Annotated in this window: 22 protein-coding genes; 13 read left to right on the top strand and 9 right to left on the bottom strand. The window is 59.7% G+C overall.

What is annotated here, in order from left to right; genetic code table 11:
- Nucleotides 1-54: 54 nt before the first annotated feature.
- The 5 genes from dnaK to RCH06_RS00655 all read right to left on the bottom strand — a co-directional run bounded on the left by dnaK (nucleotide 55) and on the right by RCH06_RS00655 (nucleotide 5,480).
- A complete protein-coding gene (gene dnaK / locus RCH06_RS00675) occupies nucleotides 55-1,998 on the bottom strand; it encodes a molecular chaperone DnaK (protein ID WP_327079502.1) in 1,944 nt (647 codons plus the stop codon).
- Nucleotides 1,999-2,139: 141 nt separating this feature from the next.
- The gene (grpE, locus tag RCH06_RS00670; protein WP_327079501.1) at nucleotides 2,140-2,712 is read right to left on the bottom strand and encodes a nucleotide exchange factor GrpE; all 573 of its coding nucleotides are present in this window, start codon (nucleotides 2,710-2,712) and stop codon (nucleotides 2,140-2,142) included.
- Nucleotides 2,713-2,940: 228 nt separating this feature from the next.
- Nucleotides 2,941-3,270, bottom strand: coding sequence for a winged helix-turn-helix transcriptional regulator (locus RCH06_RS00665; protein WP_327079500.1), 330 nt, complete (start codon nucleotides 3,268-3,270; stop codon nucleotides 2,941-2,943).
- A 209-nt stretch (nucleotides 3,271-3,479) separates the two neighbouring features.
- Entirely contained in the window at nucleotides 3,480-4,577 is a 1,098-nt protein-coding gene (locus RCH06_RS00660; protein WP_327079499.1) for a Gfo/Idh/MocA family protein, read from the bottom strand.
- Between the two features lie 66 nt (nucleotides 4,578-4,643).
- Nucleotides 4,644-5,480 (bottom strand): FadR/GntR family transcriptional regulator, encoded by an 837-nt coding sequence (locus RCH06_RS00655; RefSeq protein WP_327079498.1) that lies wholly within the window; start codon nucleotides 5,478-5,480, stop codon nucleotides 4,644-4,646.
- 137 nt (nucleotides 5,481-5,617) lie between these two features.
- Here RCH06_RS00655 and RCH06_RS00650 point away from each other — a divergent pair, with 137 nt between their 5' ends.
- The 11 genes from RCH06_RS00650 to RCH06_RS00600 all read left to right on the top strand — a co-directional run bounded on the left by RCH06_RS00650 (nucleotide 5,618) and on the right by RCH06_RS00600 (nucleotide 17,472).
- Nucleotides 5,618-6,427 (top strand): NAD-dependent epimerase/dehydratase family protein, encoded by an 810-nt coding sequence (locus RCH06_RS00650; protein WP_327079497.1) that lies wholly within the window; start codon nucleotides 5,618-5,620, stop codon nucleotides 6,425-6,427.
- Between the two features lie 7 nt (nucleotides 6,428-6,434).
- A complete protein-coding gene (locus RCH06_RS00645) occupies nucleotides 6,435-7,346 on the top strand; it encodes an SMP-30/gluconolactonase/LRE family protein (RefSeq protein WP_327079496.1) in 912 nt (303 codons plus the stop codon).
- A gap of 32 nt (nucleotides 7,347-7,378) precedes the next feature.
- A complete protein-coding gene (locus RCH06_RS00640) occupies nucleotides 7,379-8,368 on the top strand; it encodes a TRAP transporter substrate-binding protein (RefSeq protein WP_327079495.1) in 990 nt (329 codons plus the stop codon).
- Nucleotides 8,369-8,438: 70 nt separating this feature from the next.
- On the top strand, nucleotides 8,439-8,966 hold the full coding sequence (locus tag RCH06_RS00635) for a TRAP transporter small permease (RefSeq protein WP_327079494.1): 528 nt from the start codon (nucleotides 8,439-8,441) through the stop codon (nucleotides 8,964-8,966).
- Nucleotides 8,966-10,249: a TRAP transporter large permease gene (locus RCH06_RS00630; protein ID WP_327079493.1), complete on the top strand. Its 1,284-nt coding sequence runs from the start codon at nucleotides 8,966-8,968 to the stop codon at nucleotides 10,247-10,249. The genes RCH06_RS00635 and RCH06_RS00630 overlap by 1 nt, the downstream gene beginning before the upstream one ends.
- 180 nt (nucleotides 10,250-10,429) lie before the next feature.
- Nucleotides 10,430-11,341, top strand: coding sequence for a 5-dehydro-4-deoxyglucarate dehydratase (kdgD, locus tag RCH06_RS00625; protein ID WP_327079492.1), 912 nt, complete (start codon nucleotides 10,430-10,432; stop codon nucleotides 11,339-11,341).
- 17 nt (nucleotides 11,342-11,358) lie between these two features.
- Nucleotides 11,359-12,948 (top strand): galactarate dehydratase, encoded by a 1,590-nt coding sequence (gene garD / locus RCH06_RS00620; RefSeq protein ID WP_327079491.1) that lies wholly within the window; start codon nucleotides 11,359-11,361, stop codon nucleotides 12,946-12,948.
- A gap of 92 nt (nucleotides 12,949-13,040) precedes the next feature.
- Nucleotides 13,041-14,480, top strand: coding sequence for an aldehyde dehydrogenase family protein (locus RCH06_RS00615; RefSeq protein ID WP_327079490.1), 1,440 nt, complete (start codon nucleotides 13,041-13,043; stop codon nucleotides 14,478-14,480).
- A 228-nt stretch (nucleotides 14,481-14,708) separates the two neighbouring features.
- Complete coding sequence (gene garL / locus RCH06_RS00610; RefSeq protein ID WP_327079489.1) at nucleotides 14,709-15,491, top strand: 2-dehydro-3-deoxyglucarate aldolase; 783 nt, start codon at nucleotides 14,709-14,711, stop codon at nucleotides 15,489-15,491.
- Nucleotides 15,492-15,531: 40 nt separating this feature from the next.
- A complete protein-coding gene (glxR, locus tag RCH06_RS00605) occupies nucleotides 15,532-16,413 on the top strand; it encodes a 2-hydroxy-3-oxopropionate reductase (RefSeq protein ID WP_327079488.1) in 882 nt (293 codons plus the stop codon).
- A 90-nt stretch (nucleotides 16,414-16,503) separates the two neighbouring features.
- Entirely contained in the window at nucleotides 16,504-17,472 is a 969-nt protein-coding gene (locus RCH06_RS00600; RefSeq protein ID WP_327079487.1) for a Bug family tripartite tricarboxylate transporter substrate binding protein, read from the top strand.
- Nucleotides 17,473-17,528: 56 nt separating this feature from the next.
- Here the strand turns inward: RCH06_RS00600 and RCH06_RS00595 are convergent, their stop codons facing one another.
- The 4 genes from RCH06_RS00595 to dnaG all read right to left on the bottom strand — a co-directional run bounded on the left by RCH06_RS00595 (nucleotide 17,529) and on the right by dnaG (nucleotide 23,193).
- Nucleotides 17,529-17,756, bottom strand: coding sequence for a hypothetical protein (locus RCH06_RS00595; protein WP_327079486.1), 228 nt, complete (start codon nucleotides 17,754-17,756; stop codon nucleotides 17,529-17,531).
- 77 nt (nucleotides 17,757-17,833) lie between these two features.
- On the bottom strand, nucleotides 17,834-18,322 hold the full coding sequence (locus tag RCH06_RS00590; RefSeq protein WP_327079485.1) for a hypothetical protein: 489 nt from the start codon (nucleotides 18,320-18,322) through the stop codon (nucleotides 17,834-17,836).
- Nucleotides 18,323-18,469: 147 nt separating this feature from the next.
- Nucleotides 18,470-20,689 (bottom strand): RNA polymerase sigma factor RpoD, encoded by a 2,220-nt coding sequence (rpoD, locus tag RCH06_RS00585; protein ID WP_442799574.1) that lies wholly within the window; start codon nucleotides 20,687-20,689, stop codon nucleotides 18,470-18,472.
- 497 nt (nucleotides 20,690-21,186) lie between these two features.
- Nucleotides 21,187-23,193 (bottom strand): DNA primase, encoded by a 2,007-nt coding sequence (dnaG, locus tag RCH06_RS00580; RefSeq protein ID WP_327079483.1) that lies wholly within the window; start codon nucleotides 23,191-23,193, stop codon nucleotides 21,187-21,189.
- Nucleotides 23,194-23,320: 127 nt separating this feature from the next.
- Here dnaG and RCH06_RS00575 point away from each other — a divergent pair, with 127 nt between their 5' ends.
- A complete protein-coding gene (locus RCH06_RS00575; protein ID WP_327079482.1) occupies nucleotides 23,321-24,217 on the top strand; it encodes a YihY/virulence factor BrkB family protein in 897 nt (298 codons plus the stop codon).
- 302 nt (nucleotides 24,218-24,519) lie between these two features.
- Entirely contained in the window at nucleotides 24,520-25,806 is a 1,287-nt protein-coding gene (locus tag RCH06_RS00570) for a mechanosensitive ion channel family protein (protein ID WP_327079481.1), read from the top strand.
- Nucleotides 25,807-25,809: the final 3 nt, after the last annotated feature.

The raw sequence follows: 25,809 nt of genomic DNA, 5'->3' as shown, positions 1-25,809 counted from the left end.
TGCGCCAACTAGGCACTTTCATGCAGTCGGCGAGCCACATGTGGCCAGTTTTTGTCAGCCCTTCTTAACTTCCTTGACTTCAGCGTCAACCACATTGTCGTCAGCGGCGGGCTTGGCCTGGGCTTGTTCGGCCCCTGCTGCACCGGCTGTGTCGCCGCCAGCAGCTTGCGAAGACTGCATGTCGGCATACATTTTTTCGCCCAGCTTTTGGCTGGCTTCCATCAATGCGGCGTTCTTGCTTTCAATCGCGTCTTTGTCGTCAGACTTCAGGGCTTCTTCCATGTCCTTGATGGCGGCTTCGATTTTTTCCTTTTCAGGCGCATCGAGCTTGTCACCGTATTCGGTCAGCGATTTTTTCACGCTGTGAACCATGGCTTCGGCGCTATTTTTGGCTTGCACAAATTCGACTTTTTTCTTGTCGTCTTCGGCGTTCAGCTCAGCGTCTTTGACCATCTGCTGGATTTCAGCTTCCGACAAGCCCGAGTTGGCCTTGATGGTGATCTTGTTTTCCTTGCCGGTGCCTTTGTCTTTCGCACCGACGTGCAGGATGCCGTTGGCGTCAATGTCGAACGACACTTCAATTTGCGGCGTGCCGCGCGAGGCTGGCGGAATGCCTTCAAGGTTGAACTCGCCCAGGCCTTTGTTGCCCGATGCAATCTCGCGCTCGCCTTGGAACACCTTGATCGTCACGGCCGGCTGGTTGTCTTCAGCGGTCGAGAAGGTCTGGGCGAACTTGGTCGGGATGGTCGTGTTCTTCTTGATCATCTTGGTCATCACGCCGCCCATGGTTTCGATACCCAGGGAGAGTGGCGTCACGTCGAGCAGCAGCACGTCAGAGCGGTCGCCCGACAGCACCTGGCCCTGAATCGCAGCGCCCACGGCCACGGCTTCATCGGGGTTCACGTCCTTGCGCGGCTCCTTGCCGAAGAATTCCTTGACCTTTTCCTGCACCTTCGGCATACGGCTCATGCCGCCGACCAGGATCACGTCCTGAATGTCGCCCACGCTGATACCGGCATCCTTGACCGCCGTGCGGCAAGGAACAATCGTGCGCTCGATGAGTTCGTCGACCAGGCTCTCTAACTTGGCGCGGGTCATCTTGACGCTCAGGTGTTTCGGGCCTGATGCATCGGCAGTGATGTAAGGCAGGTTGATGTCGGTCTGCGCGCTGTTCGACAGTTCAATCTTTGCTTTTTCAGCGGCTTCTTTCAGGCGCTGCAGGGCCAGCACGTCGTTCTTGAGGTTGACGCCGGAGTCTTTCTTGAACTCGTCAATGATGTAGTCAATGATGCGCTGGTCAAAGTCTTCGCCACCCAGGAAGGTGTCGCCGTTGGTAGACAGCACTTCAAACTGCTTTTCGCCGTCGACATCGGCAATCTCGATGATCGAGATGTCGAACGTACCGCCGCCCAGGTCATACACAGCAATCTTGCGGTCGCCCTTTTCCTGCTTGTCCAGGCCAAAGGCGAGGGCGGCAGCGGTAGGCTCGTTGATGATGCGCTTGACATCCAGACCGGCAATACGGCCGGCGTCTTTGGTGGCTTGGCGCTGGGCGTCGTTGAAGTACGCGGGCACGGTGATCACTGCGTCGGTGACGGGCTCGCCAAGGTAGTCTTCAGCCGTCTTCTTCATTTTGCGCAGGATGTCGGCGCTGACTTGCTGGGCCGAGAGTTTTTTGCCACGCACTTCAATCCAGGCGTCGCCATTGTCGGCAGGCACGATCGAGTAAGGCATCAGGCCGATGTCTTTTTGCACTTCTTTTTCAGCGAACTTGCGGCCAATCAGGCGTTTGACAGCGTAGAGCGTGTTTTTGGGATTGGTCACGGCCTGGCGCTTGGCCGAAGCACCGACCAGCACTTCACCGTCTTCCTGGTAGGCGACGATGGACGGCGTGGTGCGCGCGCCTTCCGAGTTTTCAATGACGCGGGGCGTGTTGCCCTCCATGATGGCGACGCAGCTGTTGGTGGTGCCCAAGTCGATACCGATGATTCTTCCCATGATTTACTCCAGTTTATTGTTTGGTTAAGGTTTGGATGCCGGCTCAAGCGTTGTTGGCTGCCGGGTTCATCAAGCTGCTTGAGAGTTGCGGATAAGTTTTTCAACTTCAAGGGCTTGAGCCGCTTTTTTGTCAGTTTTCTGTTAGTGCGGTGCGGCGACAGTGACCAGCGCAGGGCGCAGCACGCGCTCGGCAATCAGATAGCCCTTTTGCAGCACAGTGACCACGGTGTTGGCTTCCTGCTGCGGCGCGGGCACCATGCTGATGGCCTGGTGCTGGTGTGGGTCGAACTTTGCACCGGCTTCCGGGTTGATCTCGATGACCTTGTTGCGCTCCAGGGCGCTTTTGAGTTGCTTCAACGTGGCTTCAGAGCCTTCGCGGAGCTGTTGCCCGGTGGCTTCTTTCAATGCCAGGCCGGCTTCAAAGCTGTCAAGCACCGGCAACAAGCTTTCGGCGAAGCTTTCAAGGGCGAACTTGCGCGCCTTGGAGATTTCGTCGTCGGCGCGGCGACGGGCGTTTTCAGCCTCCGCCTTGGCGCGCAGGTAGTTGTCGGACAGTTCGGTGTTTTTGGCTTGCAAAACGGACAATTGGGCTTGCGCCTCGTTCGCCGCGTTCATGGCATCGAACTCGTTGGCGGCCTGCGCCGCTTCAAGTTCTTCAGGGCTGGGTGCGCCTGTCAGGGCCTGGTTGTGCTCGGGGTGTTTGTTCTCGGACATAGTGGTGAAAATCTTTGAAGCTGCTAAGTTGACTAGTTTGGGATTGCAAAGCCCTTTTCAAGCCAGGGATTTGAGTATTGGTCATGAAATTTGGTCTGACTAAAAATTGCAGACGGCTGAACACCCGCTGCCTCTTTACCGCCAGCCTGAATTCCAGCTCTGGCCAGCGCGGCCCAGGCGTAAAAAAACAGGCACAAGGCCTGTTTTTTTGAAGCTGCAGCCTGAGGCTCAGGCCTGGCTGGCTTTTTCTGCGTTGACTTTGGTCTGGCTGATGGCCCACTTGCCGGCAAACGCCTGCAGGTCATTGAGGCGTTTGAGCAGGTCAGCGCCCAGCGTGGTGACGGTGTAGCCTTTTTCGCCATGCACCAGCAAGCCGGCTGCGCGCAATTCTTTGATACGGGTGTTCAAGGTGTTGGGCGTGATGCTGCCAATGCTGTCCTGAAGCAGGCGAAAGGTTTGCGGATGGCCGTCTTTCAGGGCCCACAGGACACGCAGTGCATAGCGTGATTCCAGCAGTTCAAGCAACAGGTTGACGGCGGCGTTTTCTTTGGCACTCATGGTTTATTTCCTCGGGTCGGTCGGTTGACAGGGGGCGGTGGGGGTTCCGCAAATAGCGTGACGCCAAATATAACGCAAAATCTGTTTTGCTACGAGTTTTATAGCTGATGGTGCCCGTGCTGTTTGGACTGGCGGCCAAAAACCCTTAAATAAATGGCTTCAAGCCGCCTGCGTAAAAGCGGCCGCCTGGCCCAGCATGCCTTCAGGCGTCAGCGCGGTGCTGAAGGCGTCAATGAAATCGTGCTTCGGGTTCTGGACGATTCCATGATGCTTTCAATCACCTGCTGCACGGCCAGCGCCGAACGGCCCGTCATGGCAGGGGCAATGCCTTGCTGCACGGCGCGAATGAAGTCTTGCAGCACGGCACGGTGGGCGGCATGGTCAAACGCCATCGGATTCGCGCCGCCGCCTGAAGCCTCGGGCGTTCCGAGCATGCGTGTTGTGCCGTCGGCAAACAGCACCCGCAGTTCGCCGGCTTCCAACGTGGCCGAGCCCAGCGTGCCATTGAGTTCAATGCGCTCCGCAAAGCCGGGATAAGCCGCCGTGGTCGCCTGCACCATGCCGATGGCGCCGCCCGCATAGTGCAGCAGCGCGGCCGCCGTGTCTTCGCCTTCCATGCGGTGCACCGGCGAAGTAGCCGCAAGCCCGGTCACGCGCTTGGGCAAGCCGGTCAGGCTGAGCAGCAAATCCAGCGTATGAATGGCCTGCGTGATCAGCACGCCGCCGCCGTCGCGGGCCAGCGTGCCACGCCCCGGTTCGTCGTAATAGCTTTGCGGCCGCCACCAGCGGATGGATGCGCTGGCGCTGACCAGCTGGCCCAGTTCACCGGCGTCCATCAACGCCTTCAGCCCTACGGCAGCGTCACGCAAACGATGCTGCAGCATGACCGCCAGCGTGACGCCCGCCGCCTCGCAGGCTTGCACCAGCGCCGCAGCGCGTTCCAGGTTGATTTCCAGCGGCTTTTCGACCAGCACATGTTTGCCGGCCCGGGCTGCGCGCTGCACAAGTTCCAGGTGCGTGTTGGGCGGCGTCAGCACCAGCACGGCCTTGACGCTGGCATCTTCAAGAATGTCTTCAAGCCGGCTCGTCTTGCGGGCTGCGCCGGGCGTGACGACACTTGACAGGCGCTCGGCACTGCGCCCATAGACCCAGACAACCTCCACTTCACTCGCCAGATCGGCCAGACTCAAAAAATGCGGTGCCGAGGCGAGTCCCGCGCCAATCACGGCGATACGCAAGCGCTCGTTGACCGGGCCGGTGCTGGAGGTGTCAGCAAGTGGCTTGATTTGGGCAGAGTGGGGTGGCATAGCGGTAGTGAGATATAAAAATTCTTTTAAGTTGTCGTACAACTCAAGGAGGTTTCCTAGCGGGATTTAATGCGGAGCATGAACAGGCAAGCCTGCCAACTCAGCTTCAGGCTGCATCGTGTGCGCGTTGCTGCCCCGGCGCAAGCGTTCCCGGCTGTTGGCCAGATGGGTGCGCATGGCGGCGCGCGCGGCTTCGGTGTCCTGGTCGCGGATGGCGTTGAAGATGCTTTCGTGCTCGCCGTGGACGCGCTCCAGGTAATTCAGCCGGCCTTCGGGGGCGGTGTGCATGGTGTTGACGCGGGTGCGCGGAATGATCATGGTGCCCAGGTAAGTCATCAGGTCGGCAAAATGCCGGTTGCCGGTTGAATGGGCGACTTCCATATGGAACTGGAAGTCGGGCGGCACGGCGTCAGAGTCCTGGTAAATCGAGTGCTGAAAAGCCTGCAGCGCGCTTTGCATAGCCTGGAGGTTTTCAGGCGTTCTCCTCTGGGCGGCCAGGCCGGCGGCCTCGGTTTCCAGGCTGATGCGCAGTTCCAGCACCGAGATCACATCGGCCACGGTAGCAAAGTCTTCAGCCGTGATCCGGAAGTTGCTGGTTTCCTGCGGCTGCAGCACAAAAGTGCCAATTCCGTGCCGCGTTTCAACCAGACCCGACGCCTGCAGCTTGGAAAGCGACTCGCGCACCACCGTGCGGCTGACGTCAAACCGGGCCATGATTTCAGCTTCGGTCGGCAGTTTTTCACCCGGTTGCAAATCACCCGAGCGGATGCTGCCGGACAGGCTTTCGACGATTTCACCGACCAGTCCACGTGGCCGGCGTGGGCGCGGCAACACCTCCCCGCTCGGGTGCGCGTTGCCGATATCGGCGGTTTGGGGCTGACTAGGTGTTTTCCATGAGTTCATTTAAAAACCATTGACAGGTTAAAAGCGCAATTGGACAATTTGAGTCATCAGACAACATACGACTGACGTTTGATGGGTTTGACTCTATCAAAACTGATGGAATTGTCCAGTGTTTTACAAAGAAACGGCCTCGAAAAATGACGATAAAAGTGCATGAAAAATTGCTGCTGACGGGCGCGGCCGGTGGTTTGGGAAAAGCCTTGCGCGAGCGGCTCAAAGCCAATTGTTCCGTTCTGCGGTTGTCAGATGTCCAGTCTTTTGGTGAGGCCGTCGAAGGCGAGGAAATCGTCCTGGCCGACCTGGCGGATGCAACGGCGGTTGACGCGATGGTGGCTGGCGTCAACGCCATTGTTCACCTGGGCGGCATGTCGGTTGAAGGCCCGTTTGGCCCGATTTTGCAGGCCAATATTCTGGGCGCCTACAACCTCTATGAGTCGGCCCGCAAGCACGGCGTCAAGCGCGTGGTGTTTGCCAGCTCCAACCATGTCACGGGCTTTTATCGCCAGGACGAAACCCTCACCGCCGACCATCCGGCCCGGCCCGACGGTATGTACGGCCTGAGCAAAGCCTTCGGCGAAGACTTGTCACGCTTTTACTTTGACCGCTACGGCATTGAAACCGCCTGCGTGCGCATCGGTTCCTCGTTTGCCGAACCCAAAGACCGCCGCATGCTGGCGACCTGGCTGAGTTTTGACGATCTGCACCGCCTGATTACTGCTTGCCTAACCACGCCGGTGCTGGGCCACAGTATCATTTTTGGCATGTCCGACAACGCTGTCACGTGGTGGGACAACAGCCGCGCGCGCCATATTGGCTACGTGCCGCAAGACAGCTCGGACGTGTTCCGGGACGCTGTTTATGCCCGCACAAATTCTCCCGACCTGACCGACCCAGTAGCTTTGTACCAGGGCGGCGGCTTTGTGGTGGCCGGCCCGTTTGGCGACTGATCAAGCCATGACTGCCAACACCATCAAGGCCGAGCTGGTGCTCGATGCGCGCAACGGAACCGGCGAAAGCCCTGTCTGGCACGGCGCAGAACAAGCCCTCTATTGGGTCGATATTCCGGCGCGCACCCTGTGCCGCTGGACGCCCGCCACGGGCGAGAGCCGCAGTTGGCTGGCACCCGAAATGCTGGCCTGCGTGGCACGCATGGACGCATCAAGCGGCTGGATTGCCGGCGCAGAAAGCGGCATTTTCGCGCTGCAACTTCAGGACGACGGACAACTCGGCTTTGAAAGTCTGGCCCCCGTCAGCCATGCCATGCCGGGCATGCGCTTCAACGATGGCCGCTGCGACCGCCAGGGCCGCTTCCTGGCCGGCACAATGTTGATGAATATGACCGCTGGCGCAAGCACAGGCTGCGTCTACAGCTATCAAAAGAAGAGTGGATTGACGAAGCTGTTAGATGGCTTCATCACGCCCAACGGCATGGCCTTCAGCCCTGACGGCCGCACGATGTACCTGTCGGACTCGCACCCTTCGGTGCAGTCGGTCTGGGCTTATGACTACGACCTGGAGACGGGCACGCCGACCCATCGCCGCCTGTTCATCGATATGAACCCGCTGCCAGGCCGGCCCGATGGGGCGGCGGTGGATGCCGACGGCTGCTACTGGATTTGCGGCAACGACGCCGGCCTGATTCACCGTTTCACACCTGGCGGCAAGCTCGACCGCTCGCTGGCCGTGCCGGTCAAAAAACCGGCCATGTGCGCCTTTGGCGGCGCGGGCCTGGACACCTTGTTCGTGACATCGATTCGCCCCGACGGTATCGATTTATCTGACCAGCCGCTGGCCGGCGGTGTGTTTGCGCTGCGCCCCGGCGTACGCGGGCTGCCTGAGCCTGTTTTTTCACCTGTTCCCGTTTAAAACTTTTAACCCGTTCCTTCAAGGAGACAAGCATGACTTTCCGTAGAAATTTTGTGGCTGCCGCAGTGGCGGTTGTTGCCCTTTCCGCGTCTTTTGGCGCGATGGCGCAAAAGATGGTGCTCAAGGCGGTGGACAACCAGCCGGCCGGTTACCCGACTGTGGTCGCAGTCGAAAACATGGGCAAAAAACTGGACGCCGCCACCAAAGGCCGCATCACGTTGAAGATGTACCCCGGCGCGGTGCTGGGCCAGGAAAAGGAAGCCGTCGAGCAAGTCCAGATCGGTGCCTTGCAAATTGCCCGCATCTCGCTGGGCGTGGTGGGGCCGGTGGCACCCGATGTGAATGTGTTCAACATGCCTTTCGTGTTTCGTGACATTCCACACATGCGCGCTGTGATTGACGGCCCGATTGGCGCCGAACTGCTGCAAAAGATCACTGACAGTCCGGCACGTCTGGTGGCGCTGGGCTGGATGGACAGCGGTGCCCGAAATCTGTACACCAAGAAACTGGTCAAGACACCGGCCGACTTGAAGGGCATCAAGGTCCGGATGCAGGGCAACCCGTTGTTTGTCGACACCATGAATGCCATGGGCGGCAACGGAATTTCAATGGCCTATGGCGAAGTGTTCAGTGCGCTGCAGACCGGTGTGATCGACGGTGCAGAAAACAATGTCCCCAGCCTTTACACGTCGAACCACTTCACGACGGGCACAAAGTACTACGCCCAGACCAATCACTTCATCATTCCGGAATTGCTGGTGATGTCTAAAGTCACCTGGGACAAGCTGTCGGCCGACGACAAGGCGCTGATTAAAAAGCTGTCCCGTGAAGCGCAGATGGAAGAACGCGTGCTGTGGGACAAGAGCGTGGCGGATTACACCGTCAAGCTCAAAGCTGCTGGCGTGGAGTTCGTGCCGGTTGACCAGAAGCTTTTCTTTGATGCGACTGCGCCGGTGCGTGCCAAGTACGGCGCCGATTTCACGGATCTGATGAAGCGCATCGACGCCACCAAGTCCAACTGAGACCTGTGACCCAAGCCGGGGCGGCTGCCAGCAATGGCTTCGCCCCGGTGGCGTCCGACCGGATAGCACCATGAAAAATAATATTCTTCGTTTCAACGACATGCTCTACCTGGCCTGCATCTGGATTTCCGGTGCAGCGGTTTTTGTCATGTCGCTGATCATTCCCTGGGGCATCTTTGCCCGCTATGTGCTGGGTACCGGCTCGCAATGGCCCGAACCTGTTTCCATCTTGCTGATGGTGGTGTTCACCTTTTTGGGCGCTGCCGCCACCTACCGTGCAGGTGCGCATATTGCCGTGGCGATGATTACCGATCGCCTGCCCGTGAAATTGCGTTGGCTGTGCGCTCGGTTGGTCGATCTTTTGATGCTGTCCGTCGCTGTGTTCATGATTTTTTATGGCTTCAAGCTGGTCATGGGGACTTGGCACCAGACCATCGGTGACCTGTCCTGGATGCCAGTGGGCGCGACTTATCTGCCAGTGCCGCTGGGTGGCCTGCTGACGCTGGTGTTTATTCTGGAGCACATCTTCATTGGCTATCAGGGCCAGCGCGCGGTGGTCACGTTCGACCACGAAAAAATTGAAGCGGGAGCGCTCTGATGGATGCTTTTATTCTGCTCGGCTCATTTTTGGGTCTGATGATCATCGGCATGCCAGTGGCGTATGCCCTGGGTCTGGCCGCCTTGGTCGGTGCCTGGTGGATCGACATTCCGCTCGACGCCGTCATGATTGCCATTGCCAGTGGCGTGAACAAGTTTTCGCTGCTGGCCATTCCTTTCTTTGTGCTGGCCGGCGCCATCATGGCCGAGGGCGGCATGTCGCGCCGGCTGGTGGCGTTTGCCAGCGTGCTGGTCGGTTTTATCCGGGGCGGCCTGTCACTGGTCAACATTCTGGCTTCGACCTTTTTCGGCGCGATTTCGGGCTCGTCCATGGCCGACACGGCTTCGATTGGTTCGGTGCTGATTCCGGAGATGGAAAAGAAAGGCTATCCGCGTGACTTCGCCACCGCCGTGACGGTCAGCGGTTCGGTGCAGGCGATCTTGATTCCCCCCAGCCACAACGCCGTGATTTACTCACTGGCTGCGGGCGGCGGCGTGTCGATTGCCGCCTTGTTCCTGGCGGGTATTTTGCCGGGGCTGCTGCTGGGCTTGACGCTGGCGGGCATGTGCCTGTTCATTGCCAAGAAACGCGATTTTCCCAAGGGTGAACGCATTCCCATGCGCCAGGCCATCAAGATTTGCATTGACGCGCTCTGGGGCTTGATGACGATGGTGATTATTCTGGGCGGCATTTTGACCGGTGTTTTCACCGCCACCGAATCCGCCGCGATTGCCGTGATCTGGGCGTTTTTTGTCACCATGTTTATCTACCGCGACTACAAATGGAACGAGCTGCCCAAGCTGGTGCACCGCACCGTCAAGACGCTGTCCATCGTGATGATCCTGATTGGCTTTGCTGCCAGCTTTGGCTACGTCATGACCTTGATGCAGATTCCGCAGCAAATCACCGAGCTGTTTACCAGTGTTTCAGACAACAAGTATGTCGTTTTGATGATGATCAACGTGCTGCTGCTGGTGCTGGGCACGCTGATGGACATGGCGCCGCTGATCCTGATCATGACGCCGATCTTGCTGCCCGTCGTCACCGCGATGGGCGTTGATCCGGTGCATTTCGGCATGATCATGATGGTCAACCTCGGCATGGGCCTGATCACACCGCCCGTTGGTGGCGTGCTGTTCGTGGGTGCTGCAGTGGCCAAGTTGCCGATTGAAAAGGTGGTCAAGGCGCTGTATCCGTTCTTTGGTGCGCTCATGCTGGTGCTGCTGGCTGTGACCTATATCCCTGCGCTGTCGCTCTGGCTGCCGAATCTGTTGCTGAAATAAGCCGGCACTTTTTCAAAAGCTGCTTTCCAGATCAATTGCTTCCTTCCAGTCTCCTCCTGACAAGCCGCCAGCGGCTAGATACAGGAGGGCCGTCAGCACGGCGTGAATCCACGCTGTGCTGGCCGCCGCATTGCGCTGCCTTCGCACCCTTCAAATCAAAGTTTATTTAAAGAGCTTTTCATGAATCCGCAAGAACTCAAAACCATTGTCAGCTCCGGCCTGCTGTCTTTTCCAATCACCGACTTTGATACCCAAGGCGACTTCAACCCCAAAAGCTACGCCGAACGCTTGGAGTGGCTGGCTCCTTATGGCGCCACGGCGCTGTTTGCGGCTGGCGGCACGGGCGAATTTTTCTCGCTCACGGGCGATGAATATCCGCTCATCATCAAGACGGCAGTGGACACCTGCCGGGGCAAGGTGCCCATCATTGCCGGCGTCGGTGGCCCGACGCGCTTTGCCATTGCCTGCGCGCAAGAAGCCGAACGCCTGGGCGCGCACGGCATTTTGCTGTTGCCGCATTACCTGATGGAAGCGTGTCAGGAAGGCTTGATTGCCCATGTTGAGGCGGTTTGCAAGAGCGTCAAATTCGGCGTCATCGTTTACAACCGCAATGTCTGCAAGCTCACCGCTGATTCGCTGGCGATTTTGGCTGACCGCTGCCCGAACCTGATCGGCTTCAAGGACGGCGTGGGCAACATCGAAACCATGGCCTCCATTTTCCTGAAGATGGGTGACCGCTTCTCGTATTTGGGTGGCTTGCCCACCGCAGAAGTCTATGCCGCCGCCTACAAGGCGCTGGGCACGCCGGTGTATTCGTCGGCAGTGTTCAACTTCATCCCAAAAACGGCCATGGATTTCTACCATGCCGTCGCCAGCGACGACATGGCGACGCAGCACCGCCTGCTCAAAGAATTTTTCATGCCGTACCTGGCGATTCGCAACAAGAGTCCAGGTTACGCCGTCAGCATTGTCAAGGCCGGTGCCACCCTCGTTGGACACAGCGCCGGTCCGGTGCGCACACCCCTAATTGACCTGAAACCGGCCGAGATGGAAGCGCTGTCCGCGTTGATCAAGACGCTTGGCCCGCAGTAACCCACCGGAGTTTTTCCATGACCTCCGTGCCAAGTTCCCAGCCCCGCTACATCCTCATGCACGAGGCTGACAACGTGGCCATCGTCGTGAACGATGGCGGCCTGCCGGCGGGCACCGTTTTTGCCAACGGCTTGACCTTGCGCGACAAGGTGCCGCAAGGCCACAAGGTCGCGTTGGTGGACTTGCCGCAGGGCGGCATTGTGCGGCGCTACAACGTGCCCATCGGCTATGCCGTCAAAGACATTGCGGCCGGCAGCTGGGTGCATGAGCGCTTGCTGGAAATGCCGGATGCGCGCGGTCTGGACAACCTGCCGATTGCTACCGTGAAACCCGAACCCATGCCGCCGCTGGAGGGTTACACCTTTGAGGGCTACCGCAATGCCGACGGCTCGGTCGGCAGCCGCAACATCCTTGCCATCACCACCACCGTGCAGTGCGTGGCCGGCGTGGTCGAGTTCGCCGTCAAGCGCATCAAGGATGAATTGCTGCCGCGCTTCCCGCATGTCGATGACGTGGTGGGGCTGGAGCACAGCTATGGCTGCGGCGTGGCGATTGATGCGCCGGACGCGATCATCCCGATCCGCACGCTGCGCAACATCACGCTGAACCCCAACTTTGGCGGCGAGGTCATGGTCGTCAGCCTGGGCTGCGAAAAATTACAACCCGAGCGCCTGCTGCCGCCCGGCACTATTCCCATCATGGACGAGCGCAACGTCGCCGATGTCGGTATGACGGCAGACGCGCCGCTCGATGTGGTCTGCCTGCAGTCGGAACACCATGTCGGCTTCATGTCGATGATCGACTCGATCATGGGCGCGGCCGAGTTGCACCTGGAAAAGCTCAATGCGCGCCGGCGCGAAACCGTGCCTGCCAGCGAACTCGTCGTCGGTGTGCAGTGCGGCGGCAGCGATGCATTCTCTGGCGTCACGGCTAATCCGGCAGTGGGTTTTTGCACCGATTTGCTGGTGCGCGCCGGCGCGACAGTGATGTTCTCGGAAACCACCGAAGTCCGCGACGGCATCGACCAATTGACATCGCGCGCCAGCACGCCGGAAGTGGCGCAAGCGATGATCCGCGAAATGGCCTGGTACGACGCTTACCTGGAAAAAGGCAAGGTTGACCGCAGCGCCAACACCACGCCGGGCAACAAGAAGGGCGGCTTGTCCAACATTGTCGAAAAAGCGATGGGCTCGATCGTCAAGTCCGGCAGCGCACCCATCAGCGGCGTGCTGTCACCGGGCGAAAAGGTCAAACAAAAGGGGCTGATCTACGCGGCCACGCCGGCCAGCGACTTCATTTGCGGCACGCTGCAACTGGCCGCCGGCATCAACCTGCATGTGTTCACCACCGGACGCGGCACGCCTTACGGCCTGGCCGAAGTGCCGGTCATCAAGGTGGCGACTCGCACCGACTTGGCGCGGCGCTGGCATGACCTGATGGACATCAACGCCGGACGAATTGCCGACGGCGACGCCAGCATTGAAGACGTGGGCTGCGAGCTGTTCCAGTTCATGCTCGACGTGGCCAGCGGCCGCAAGAAAACCTGGGCCGAACACTGGAAGCTGCACAACGCGCTGGTGCTGTTCAACCCGGCACCCGTGACCTGAATACACACCGCCGTCATTCCCGCCTGCGCAGGAATGACGAATGGAACGCCATCGCTTTCGCCTTTCAACCCACAACATTCAAGGATTAAACAATGACCCAACAACACGACAACCTGATCGGTGGCGAATGGATCGCTGGCACCGGCTACACGCCCAACATTAACCCGTCCGACCTGCTTGACGTGATCGGTGACTACACCCAGGCCAGCGCCACGCAACTGGACGCCGCCGTGCAAGCCGCGCGCGCTGCCTTTCCGGCCTGGTCGATTTCCAGCATTCAGGCTAGAGCCGATGCCTTGGACAAGATCGGCACCGAAATTCTGGCGCGCCGTGAAGAACTCGGCACCCTGCTGGCCCGGGAAGAAGGCAAGACCAAGCTTGAGGGCATTGGCGAAGCGGCCAGAGCCGGCAATATCTTCAAGTTCTTTGCCGGTGAATGCCTGCGCCTGACGGGCGAGGTCGTCCCTTCGGTGCGGCCCGGCATTGGCGTGGAAATCACCCGCGAACCGGTTGGCGTGGTCGGCATCATCACGCCGTGGAATTTTCCGATTGCCATTCCGGCCTGGAAAATCGCGCCTGCTTTGGCCTACGGCAACTGCGTCGTGATGAAACCCGCCGACCTGGTGCCGGGCTGCGCCTGGGCGCTGGCCGAGATCATCAGCCGCAGCGGCATTCCGGCCGGCGTGTTCAATCTGGTCATGGGCCGGGGCAGCGTGATTGGCGACCCGCTGGTCAATCATCCAGGAGTCGATGCCATCAGCTTTACCGGCTCGCAACCTGTGGGCGCCCGCATTGCCCAGCAGTGCGCGGTCAACCTGAAAAAAGTCCAGCTGGAAATGGGCGGCAAGAACCCGCAGGTCATTCTGGACGACGCCGACCTGGCCCAGGCGGTCGAACTCAGCGTGCAAAGCGCGTTTTTCTCCACCGGCCAGCGCTGTACGGCGTCGAGCCGGCTGATCGTCACCGAAGGCATTTACCCGAAATTTGTCGAAGCCATGAAGGCCCGCATGGCCACGTTGAAAGTCGGCGATGCGCTGGCCGCCGGCATCGACATTGGCCCGGTGTCGTCGCTGTCGCAGCTGGAGCAGGATTTGTCGTATGTCGATATTGGCCAGAAAGAAGGCGCGGTGCTGCTGGCCGGTGGCCAGCGCCTGAAGCTGTCAACCGACGGCTTTTTCATGGCCCCGGCGCTGCTGACTGACACTACGGCTGACATGCGCATCAACCGCGAAGAAGTGTTTGGTCCGGTGGCCAGCATCATCCGCGTGAAGGGCTACGAAGAAGCGCTGTTTGAAGCCAACAACACGCCGTTTGGCCTGGCCGCCGGCGTGGCCACCACCAGCTTGAAATACGCGACGCATTTCAAGCGCCACAGCCAGGCGGGCATGGTCATGGTGAATCTGCCCACCGCCGGCGTGGACTACCACGTGCCGTTTGGTGGCCGCAAGGGGTCCAGCTACGGCCCGCGCGAGCAGGGGCGTTATGCGCAGGAGTTCTACACCGTCGTCAAGACGGCCTACACGCTGGCGTGAATGATCAAGGCCGCATGAAAGCTGCCACGCCTCAAGGCCTTGTCCAGGCAAAGCCTGTTTTCGCTATTTAATTAATAGCTGCTTGCGCACGTCAGACATGCACATAAGGCCTGTTTGATACTTAAAAGCAGTTTGCAACCCCATCCGGGGTGCGACGCAAGCAGCCCCTTTTTTATTTGTCAACAGCCCGGCCATTGGATAGCGGCCAGCGGCAACAGGAGAAATTCCATGACACAGGCAAGCCCTTACCAGAGTTTTCCCAACCGCCTCAAGCGTGATTTGCGGGCCGGCAAAAGGCTGATCGGCTGCTGGTCGTCGCTGTCCAATGCCATCACCACCGAAGTGCTGGGCGTGGCCGGATTCGACTGGATATTGCTCGACGGCGAACACTCGCCCAACGACGTGACGACCTTCATTCCGCAGCTGATGGCGCTGAAAGACAGCGCGAGTGCGCCAGTCGTGCGCCCGACCTGCAACGATGCGGTGGAAATCAAGCGCCTGTTGGACGCCGGTTTCTACAACTTCCTGATCCCGTTTGTCGAAAGCGCTGACGATGCGCGGCGCGCAGTGGCCGCCACGCGCTACCCGCCGCAAGGCATTCGCGGCGTGTCGGTGTCGCAGCGCAGCAACCGCTACGGCACGATTCCCGACTATTTCAAATCGGTCAACGAACACATCTGCGTGATGGTACAAATCGAAAACCAGGCCGGCGTCGCGGCAGCGCGTGAGATTGCCGCCATCGACGGCGTGGACTGCATTTTTGTCGGGCCGTCCGACCTGGCCGCCGGCATGGGCCACCTGGGTAATTCCGGACACCCCGACGTGCAGGCCGTGATTGCCGCCGTGTTTGCCGATGCCAAGGCCTGCGGAAAACCGTCCGGCATTCTGGCACCGGTCGAGGCCGATGCGCGACGCTACATGGCGATGGGCGCCACCTTTGTCGGCGTCGGCAGCGACCTGGGCGCGTTCCGCTCGGCCACGCAAGCCTTGTGCGACCGCTACCGCAACTGATTTCGCGATACTTTTTATTTCTTTTTGACTGGAGCCCACAATGAGCAAACTTGGATTTATCGGCCTCGGCATCATGGGCGCGCCCATGGCCGCCCACCTGATCTCCGCAGGACATGAAGTGTTCCTGCATACCCGCAGCGAGGTGTCTGCCGAACTGCTGACCGGCCAGGCCAGCGCTTGCGCCTCAGCCCAGGAAGTGGCGCAAAAAGCCGACATTATCTTTTTGATGCTGCCCGACACCCCCGATGTGGCCAAGGTGCTGTTCAGCGATGACGGCGTGGCCAGCGGCTTGAGCCAAGGCAAGACGGTCGTGGACATGAGTTCCATTTCGCCCATGGAAACCAAGGAATTTGCTGAAAAAATCAACGCGCTCGGCTGCGACTACCTCGACGCACCGGTGTCGGGCGGCGAAGTCGGTGCCAAGGCGGCCAGCCTGACCATCATGGTGGGCGGGCCTGACGAAGCCTTTGAACGCGTCAAGCCGCTGTTCGAGTTGATGGGCAAGAACATCACGCTGGTCGGCGGCAATGGCGACGGCCAAACCTGCAAGGTCGCCAACCAGATCATCGTGGCGCTGAATATTGCCGCCGTCGGCGAGGCGCTGCTGTTTGCCAGCAAGGCCGGCGCCGACCCGGCCAAGGTGCGCCAGGCGCTGATGGGCGGCTTTGCTGCGTCGCGCATCCTGGAGGTGCATGGCGAGCGCATGATCAAGCGCACGTTCAACCCGGGCTTTCGCATCGGCCTGCACCAAAAGGATTTGAGCCTGGCGCTGGCCGGTGCCCGCGCGCTGGGCGTGGCGCTGCCGCAAACGGCTGGCGCAGCGCAGCTGATGCAGGTCTGCGCCGCCAACGGCATGCAGGACCTGGACCATTCCGCGCTCGTGCGCAGCCTGGAAATCATGGCCAACCACACCGTCGCCTGAACGCATTCGGCAAACGGTTTTCAAACCCCTTCAGGGCTGCCGCCTTGAGGGCGGGCAACCCAGGCATCCACTCAATGCAGGAGACGCATCATGTCCATCAACCGTCGTGATCTCATGGGGGTTACGCTGGCCCTCGGTCTGGGCACTGCCAGCGCGCAGTCGCCCCACTGGCCGTCAAAGCCGATCCGCATCGTGGTGCCGTACCCGCCGGGCGGCTCGTCGGACATCATTGCCCGGTCGATTGCCCAGCCGCTGTCTGAAGCGCTCAAGCAGTCCGTCATTGTCGAAAACAAGGCCGGCGCGAACGGCAACCTGGGCGCCGATTACGTCGCCAAGTCGGCACCCGACGGCTACACGCTGCTGCTGTGCGACACCGGCGCGCTGGCCATCAGCCCGTCGGTGTACACCAAGCTGCCTTTTGATCCGGTCAAGGATCTGCGCGGCGTGACCATGCTGGCCTATTCGCCGCACCTGCTGGTGGTGCATCCGTCAGTGCCGGCCAACAACCTGAAGGAGCTGGTGGCGCTGTCGAAAAAAACCGAGTTGAACTTTGCCGTCACCGCCATGGGCAGCGCGCCGCACCTGGCCGGCGTGGCGGTTGAGCGTGCCAGTGGCGCCAAATGGCTGTACATCCCGTACAAGGGCGGCTCGCAGGCGATTACCGACACGATTGCCGGGCAAACCCAGATCTTGATGAACGGCATGCTGGCAACGTTGCCGTTTGTGCAAAGCGGCAAGCTCAAGATCCTGGGCGTTTCCAAAGGCAGTCGCATGCCGCTGATTGGCGACGTGCCGACGCTGGCCGAGCAAGGGTTGACCGGTTTCGAGTCCGGCACCTGGCAAGGCATGCTGGTGGCCAACGGCACGCCGCCCGCCATCCTGAACCGCCTCAACAACGAACTGATCAAGGTCATCCGCCAGCCCGACGTTCGGGCCAAGCTGGCCGGGCAGGGGGCAGAAGTGGTGACCATGACGCCGTTGCAGCAGGACGAATTTTTGATCCGTGAAAAAGCCCGCTGGGCCAAGGTCGTCGAGCAGGCCCAGATCAAGCTGGACTGAGCGACTCCTGATTTGATAGCTGCCAGCGAACGTCCGACGTGCGCCGGAGGCCTGTTTCATGCATAAAATTGAAATTTGCATCGCCCCGTCGCCCCGCAGGCCGTTGGTGGCGCTGCAACTATAAAAAAGACCTGGAAATGCAGGTCAATTTCAAAAGCGTGCTCTGCCTTTGCAGGCTTTTGTCTGCCGGCAGGGGCCACGCGCAGATCAAACTGCGCGCCTGGAATATTCATTCTGATGGCTATTCCGCCCCGCCGCATGTCGCCGCTCTGCAGTAAATACATGAAAGACCCGACCACGCGGCCAGAACTGCTGACCCGCATTGCGCAGTCACTTTCAGCTTTTCAGCCCGGAGCGTGGGCTATAGCTTCAGCGCCTGCGATTCAACTTCAGGCGCGGTGCCAGGCTCTATGGTTTTGATGGCCGTGTTGCAGGCCGCACGCACGACGCGCAGCGTGGGCTCTCCCTTGATTTCCCGGAACGCCATGAGGCGGATGTCGGAAGGGGCAAAAACGACCGTTCTGAATGGCGTTCCCTTGAAGTCAGGTTGTGCGTAGAACGAAGTACTCACAAAGTGCGCCGTTCTTTTTTTGCACTGCACGGCAACCACCGCTTCAAACGAGCGAAACACGATGCCTTCCTGGCTGGTTCTGGCGCGTGCCCGGCTGCCCCTGACAGGGAGCGTTGGCAGGCCGTTGTCGCGCGCCAAACCGCTGGGGTCAAACTCGATGTAGTCCGCTTTCGGATTATTCGGATCGCCCACGAGCGTGAGCCAGGTGGGCGATGCAGGGGCAGCAGACACACCCGCGCCGGCGAAAAAAACCAACAAAGCGGGGTAAAAAGGACGCATGGGTTTTTCCGGTAGTCGGTTGGGCATCAGGCGGTGCTAAAACTATTTATGCGTATGCAATGCGCGCTTCAATTGCAGCACCCGCGCATGAAAAAGCGGCCAGTGCCTTGCAAAAAAGGCGCTGGCCGCTGGCAGGGTTAACCGGCTTTACAGCGTGTCGATAAAGCTGCGCAGTTTGTCGCTGCGGCTTGGGTGCTTGAGCTTGCGCAGCGCCTTGGCTTCTATTTGGCGGATGCGCTCGCGCGTCACGTCGAACTGCTTGCCGACTTCTTCCAGCGTGTGGTCAGTGGACATCTCGATGCCGAAGCGCATGCGCAGCACCTTGGCTTCGCGCGGCGTCAGGCTGTCGAGAATGTCTTTGACCACATCGCGCAGTCCGGCCTGCATCGCCGCTTCAAGCGGTGCGGTGTTGGCGCCGTCTTCAATGAAGTCGCCCAAGTGGCTGTCGTCATCGTCACCAATCGGCGTTTCCATCGAGATTGGCTCCTTGGCGATCTTCATGATCTTGCGGATTTTCTCTTCCGGAATCTCCATCTTCTCGGCCAGGATGCTGGCGTCCGGCTCAAAGCCAAACTCCTGCAAATGCTGGCGCGACAGGCGGTTCATCTTGTTGATCGTCTCGATCATGTGGACTGGAATGCGGATGGTGCGCGCCTGGTCGGCAATCGAGCGGGTAATGGCCTGGCGAATCCACCACGTCGCGTAGGTCGAAAATTTATAGCCCCGGCGGTATTCAAACTTGTCGACCGCCTTCATCAGGCCGATGTTGCCTTCCTGGATCAAATCGAGGAACTGCAAGCCGCGGTTGGTGTACTTTTTCGCAATCGAAATCACTAGCCGCAAGTTGGCCTCGATCATTTCTTTCTTGGCATCGCGCGAGTTGGACTCGCCATCGTTCATGCGCTTGTTGATGTCCTTCAGATGCGCCAGGGGCACCACGACGCGGGACTGCAATTCGCCGAGCTTGGTTTGCAGTTCCTGAATCGGCGGAATGTTGCGCGCCATCACGTTGGACCACGGCTTGCCCGAAGCGACCTGCTTCTCGACCCATTTCAGGTTCAACAAATTGGGCGGGAAATCCTTGATAAAGGTTTCCTGCGGCATGCCGCATTTTTCAACAATGATCTTGCGCAGTTCGCGTTCCTTCTTGCGCACATCCAGCACCTGGCCGCGCAGCAGGTCGCACAGCTTTTCAATCGTCTTGGCGGTAAAACGCACCGTCATCAGCTCGTCGCTGAGGGCTTTTTGCGTTTTCAGGTAAACCGGCGTGCCGTAGCCTTCTTTTTCATAGGTTTTCTGGACTTTTTCGGCATATGCGCCAACCTTCTCGAAGCGGGTCAGCGCTTCTTTTTTCAGCTCTTCAAGCTTCTTGGTCAGCGCCTTGGAGCCGCCCTTGCCGTCGTCGTCGTCGTCTTCATCGAATTCGTCAAAGTCTTCCTCGGCCACATAGTCATCGGCCTCGTCGGCAACGGTAAAGCCGTCCACCACAGTCGAAATAACGACCTTGCCTTCGCGGATTTCCTCGGCCAGCCGCATGATTTCGGAAATCGTCGCCGGGCTTTCAGAAATGGCTTCCATCATGCGCATCAGGCCGCCCTCGATGCGCTTGGCAATCTCGATCTCGCCTTCACGCGTCAGCAGCTCGACCGTGCCCATTTCGCGCATGTACATGCGGACCGGGTCGGTAGTGCGGCCAAATTCGCTGTCAACGGTTGACAGCGCGGCTTCGGCTTCTTCCTCGGCCTCTTCTTCGGTCGCCACGGTGGCGCCGGTGTTGTTCAGCAGCAGGGTTTCGGCGTCCGGCGCTTGCTCGTACACCGCCACGCCCATGTCGTTGAGCATGTTGATGACGACTTCGAGCGTCTCGGCATCGACCAGCTTGTCGGGCAGGTGGTCAGAGATTTCGCCGTGCGTCAGGTAGCCGCGCGTCTTGCCGAGCTTGATCAAGGCTTTCAGGCGCTGGCGGCGCTTGAGGATGTCTTCTTCGGACAAGACGGTTTCGTCCAGGCCGAATTCTTTCATCAAGGCGCGTTCTTTCGCCTTGCTGATCTTCATGCGCAGCGGCTTGACTTTTTCCGTCGTCGTCGCCGTCGCGGCTTCTACCACGGCAGGCTCTTCGGCAAATTCCGCTTCGATGTCCGACATGTCTTCGTCGCCGTCAATTGTGGAATCTTTGGCCTTTTTGGCCCGCTTGGCGGCAACGGCAGGGGCGGCGGCCACAGGCGCACCGGCCACGGCGGGGGCTTTGGGTGGACGTCCGGGTTTCTTTTTGGCAGGTGCTGCGCTTTTGAGCAGGGCATCTGCAGCAGCAAGGAGTTGGGCTTGGGTTGACTTTGGCTGCATGGCGGGGACTTTCTTCAGAGACAGATCGGGTTTTGCAGAATTTGGATACTTTTTACGCACCGGGGCATGTCGGGACTGGATGCAATGGATATGGCGGGCTTTACGGATTTTTCAAGCACTTGTAGCTGCAGCCTTTGCAGGCGATTTGAAGGCAGGGTTGCATAAAAGCGCATCAAGCTTCGAGTTGTCGGGTCAGGGTGCAAGGGCTGGCTATCGATCAATCAGCAGTCAGGAAACATGCGCTGGCGCCCCGAACTCAAGGGCAAGGCGATGCGGCGGCAAAAAATCAGAATTCAATTTGAGGGCGGTAAAAAAATAAAGGCAGCCGGTGCAAAAAATACAGGGCTGCTTGATTTTTTGGCAAACTGGTGGGGCGAACATTTGGAATGCAGTCCTTGCGGGGAATTGGCCGTCTCGTGTGTGAGTGTCCCTTGGGTGGAAGGGGGCCGGTGCCGGAGGTGTTGCTGTCGCGCTTGCGGGAAAAATCGGATTATACCATTCAACCCGCGCAAGCCCTTTGTTTATGCGGGTTTCGACAGTGTTTTTTCGTGGCGCGATTGGGCCAGCAATTCGCGCAAACGCTCCAGCACCGCCGGCTCGCTGGATGCACGGGCCACCAGATCGGCTATTTCGCTGTCGCGCTTGAGTTGCTGAAGCTGCACCAATATCTTGCGTGTTTCGCCCCAGTCGTAGTCCACGCCTTCCAGCACTTCGGCAAACTGGGCCACGGCATGGTGTTCGTGGGCATGACCGCGCAAGCCCTCGCGCAAAACCGTCCAGGATTGCGGGCCGTGCTCATGCAACTGGCTTTCCAGCCAGGCAAACAGCGGGCCGTGCGGCGCGGGCAGGGCGATCAGCAATTCGTGCTCTTCGGTGCTGAGCCGATCCCAGCTTTGCGGCTCGGTCAGCAGCAGCCTGAGCACCCGGTCTTCGCGGCTGGCGGGCTGGATGCGGCCTGCGACCCGGCGCGGCGCCTGGCGTGGCGTGAATCCGGGGCGGCTGAATTTGCCTTTGGGGGCGGTCTGCGGCGTGGGCGAAAAATGCGGTTCCGAGGCGTTGTAGTCGCTCTCATCATGAAAGCTCGGCGGGTAGTCATCAAAGGCAGGCATATCCTGATGCTGATCTGCCGTTGCGTGTCTTTCTGGCTGGTGGCCCTTGCTGGGCGTGCGCAGAGTGCTATTGTTTTTATAGTTCGGCTTGCGGCTCCCGGACGCCGCCTGCCATAGCTGCAGCAGTTCGCGGCTGTCGATCATGACCTGCTCGGCAATCTCGGCCAGCAACTGCGGCTTGAGCGCGCCTTCGGGCAGTGCGCTCCACAGCGGCCTGGCGTTGCTGGCCATGTGGGCGCGGCCTTCGGCGGTGTCCAGGTCGCAGCCTTCGCTGGCGGCTTCGAGCATGAATTTGCTCAGCGGCACGGCCTTGGCGACATAGGCGGCAAAGCCTTCCTGGCCATGCTCGCGGATGAAACTGTCCGGGTCATGCTCAGCGGGCAGGAACAAAAACTTGACCGTGCGCACGTCGCTGGCAAAGGGCAGGGCGGCGTCCAGCGCCTTGTGCGCCGCACGCCGGCCAGCACTGTCGCCGTCAAAGCTGAAGACCACCGAATCGGTAAAGCGAAACAGCTTTTGCACATGCTCTGCCGTGCAGGCCGTGCCCAGCGTGGCGACGGCGTTGGCAAATCCCAGTTGCGCCAGCGCCACCACGTCCATATAGCCCTCAGTCACCAGCGCGTAGCCGTGCTGCCGCAGGGCGGGGCGGGCTTCAAACAGCCCGTAGAGCTCGCGCCCTTTGCTGAAAACCGGCGTTTCTGGCGAATTGAGGTATTTGGGTTTTTCGTCGCCCAGTACGCGGCCGCCAAAACCGATGCATTCGCCCTTGACGTTGCGGATCGGAAACATGACGCGGTCGCGGAACCGGTCGTAACGCTTGGCCTCGCCAGCGGCGTTTTCTTCGCCCGGCTCGCCGGTGATGACCAGGCCGCTTTCCACCAGCAACGCATCGTTGTAGTCAGGAAACACGCTGGCTAGGGTGCGCCAGCCTTCAGGCGCATAGCCTAGGCCAAACGTTTTGGCGATTTCACCCGAGACGCCGCGCTGCTTGAAATACTGGATGGCCCGCGCCGATGTGCGCAAATTCTTGATGTAAGCCCGCCCGGCTTTCTCCAGCACGCTGGTCAGCGTGGCCTGTTGTTCGCGCATCTGGGCGGCTTTGGCCCGGTCTTGTGGCGAAACGTCGTCTTCGGGCACCTGCAAGCCGTACTGCTGGGCCAGGTCTTTGACGGCTTCAATGAAGGTCATGCCGGCGTGGTCCATCAGGAAGCTGATGGAATTGCCGTTTTTGCCGCAGCCAAAGCAGTGGTAGAACTGTTTCGCGGGGCTGACGCTGAAAGAGGGCGATTTTTCGCCATGAAACGGGCATAAGCCCATGAAATTGGCGCCGCCTTTTTTGAGCTGCACATAGCGCCCGACGATATCGACGACGTCGGCACGCGCCAGCAGCTCCTGAATGAATGATTGGGGTATGGCCATGAGGGAAAAAAGTTGAGGCGCAATTTAAGCATAGCCAGCGGCACCACCGGCTTAGGAAGCCGGCCAACCCGCCACGCATAATGAACGCCACTCCTTTTTCTGCCCTGCGCATTGCCGTGGCCTTCTCATGATGCTTGAACCGCAGGCTGTTTACGTACTTCGCCACCCGGGCGCTTTTGCGCTGCAGGTGATCAAGGGCTTTCGCGCCAACCAGGGCCTGCTGCTGGCCGGCGCTGTCGCTTATTACGCCTTGCTGTCGATTGTTCCACTGCTGATTTTGATTGCGATTGCGCTGTCCAATGTGATTGACCAGTCGGTTTTGCTGGCGTCGCTGGGCCGTTACATCGGCTGGCTGGCACCGGGCGAATCGGATTTCATCGTCAACGAACTGAAGAATTTTCTGGCGCACCGGGAGGTATTGGGCTGGGTTTTATTGGGCACGATGCTGTTTTTCAGCTCGCTGGCGTTTACCGTGCTGGAAAACGCCATGTCGGTCATCTTTTTGCACCGCGTGGCGATTCGGCGGCGTCATTTTCTGGTGTCTGCCGTGCTGCCGTACTGTTATATCTTTTGCCTGGGGCTGGGGTTTTTGCTGGTGACGCTGGTGGCGGGCAGCTTTCAGGCGCTGGGTGAAAAAAGTGTCGAGTTTTTGGGCATGAGCTGGTCGCTCAACCGGTTTTCGCTGCTGCTGCTGTATTTGCTGGGGCTGACGGGTGAAATCTTTGTGCTGACTTCGGTGTACATGGTGATGCCGGTGGGCAAGCTGTCGCTGCGCCGGGCGCTGATGGGCGGCGTCACGGCGGCGCTGCTTTGGGAGCTGACGCGCCATGTGCTGGTCTGGTACTTTGCTACGCTGTCGCAGGTGGGCGTGGTCTATGGCTCACTGACAACGGCCATTGTGGTGCTCTTGAGCCTGGAGATTGCCGCAACGCTGCTGCTGCTGGGCGCGCAGGTGATTTCAGAATACGAACGCATCGGCAGCAAAGGCCCGAAAGCGCCGCCGGAGCCGCTGCATACGGATTAGCCGCTTTGGTGGCTTGGTGCGATGGACTGGGACGAGTAGCAGCAAAACTTTGGCCCGTTAACGCCCGAAGTTTGAATGTGACGGCCAGGCTTGGCGGGTTCAATCAGCAGCAAAAATCGCTATGATTTATATAGCTGTTATCGCCCGACAGCTGTGCGCAAGAGGCAGTTTTCATTGATATTCTGCACTGCAGCGCATGCTTGCAGTTGCTGGTGCGGCTTTTGGCGGCCCGCAACGCAGCTTGCGAACCAAATACCCCCTGGCCGGTCTGACTGGCTTTTCATCCTGAGGACGGGCTTGCATTGAATCTTTCTTATTTCACAAAACTCGAACCCTGGCTACAGGCTTTTGCCGGGCTGGCGGCGTTGCTGGCCCTGGCCGTGGTGGTGCGTTTTTTGATGGTGCTGGTGTTCATGCCGGTGCTGCGTCGCATCCGCAATCGGGCCAATTCAAGGCTGACCGACGTGGTGCTGGCCGACGCCGCGATACGCCGCATGGCGCAGGTCTTGCCGCTGATGGTGATGTTGATCGGTATCGAAGAAGTGCCCTACCTGAGTGCCAAGGTCGTCACGGTGATGAGCAATGTGGCCCTGGCCCTCATGGTGATCCAGATCGTGCGCTCGCTGCTGGCCATGCTGGACGCGTTGCTGCTGGCGCAACACCAGGGCGTAGCAGGCGACGGCCAGACCGTCGCCATGAAAGTGCGCTCCATCAAGAGCTATGTGCAGCTGGGAAAACTGATCCTGATGGTGGCCGCCGGCATCATTGCGGCGGCCACGCTGTTCAACCGCTCGCCGCTGATTGTGCTGTCGGGGCTGGGCGCCATGTCGGCGGTGCTGATGCTGGTGTTCAAGGACACGATTTTGTCTTTCACCGCCGGCGTGCTGCTGTCGTCCAACGACATGCTGCGCCTGGGCGACTGGATTGAAATGCCGCAGGTCGGGGCTGACGGCGATGTGGTCGACATTGCGCTGCACACCGTCAAGGTGCAGAACTGGGACAAGACCATCACCACCATTCCCACCTGGCGGCTGATGTCGGAAAGCTACCGCAACTGGCGCGGCATGAGCGAGTCGGGCGGGCGGCGCATCAAGCGCACCTTGCGGCTGGACGCCAGCTCGGTGCGCTTTCTGGAAGACGCCGACATCGCTTACCTGAGCAATATCGCGCTGCTGCGGCCTTACCTGCAAGGCAAGCGTGCCGTGCTGACCGAGCTGAACAGCCAGACAGAGATTGCGCTGGGCGAAAAAGGAACGTTTCCGGCCAACCAGCGCCGACTGACCAATATCGGCACTTTTCGCGCCTACATCGAGGTGTACCTGCGCGGCAACCCCCGCATTCACCAAGGCATGACGCTGATGGTACGCACGCTGGAGCCCACGCCCGAAGGCGTGCCGATTGAGGTGTATTGCTTCACCGCCAGCACCGCCTGGGCGGTCTACGAAAGCACACAGGACGACATCTTTGACCACCTGTTGTCCATCCTGCCCGAGTTCGGCCTGCGCCTGTACCAAAGCCCGACCGGCAACGATTTGCGCATCGGCATGGTGCAGCGGGCCGAAACCGTGCAGGCCCTGCGCAAGGCCTGAAGT

This window comes from Polaromonas sp. CG_9.5 (assembly GCF_035984465.1).
GTDB lineage: Bacteria > Pseudomonadota > Gammaproteobacteria > Burkholderiales > Burkholderiaceae_C > Polaromonas.
Note: the sequence above shows the minus strand (reverse complement) of the source record. Positions and strands in the feature narration are given on the sequence as shown.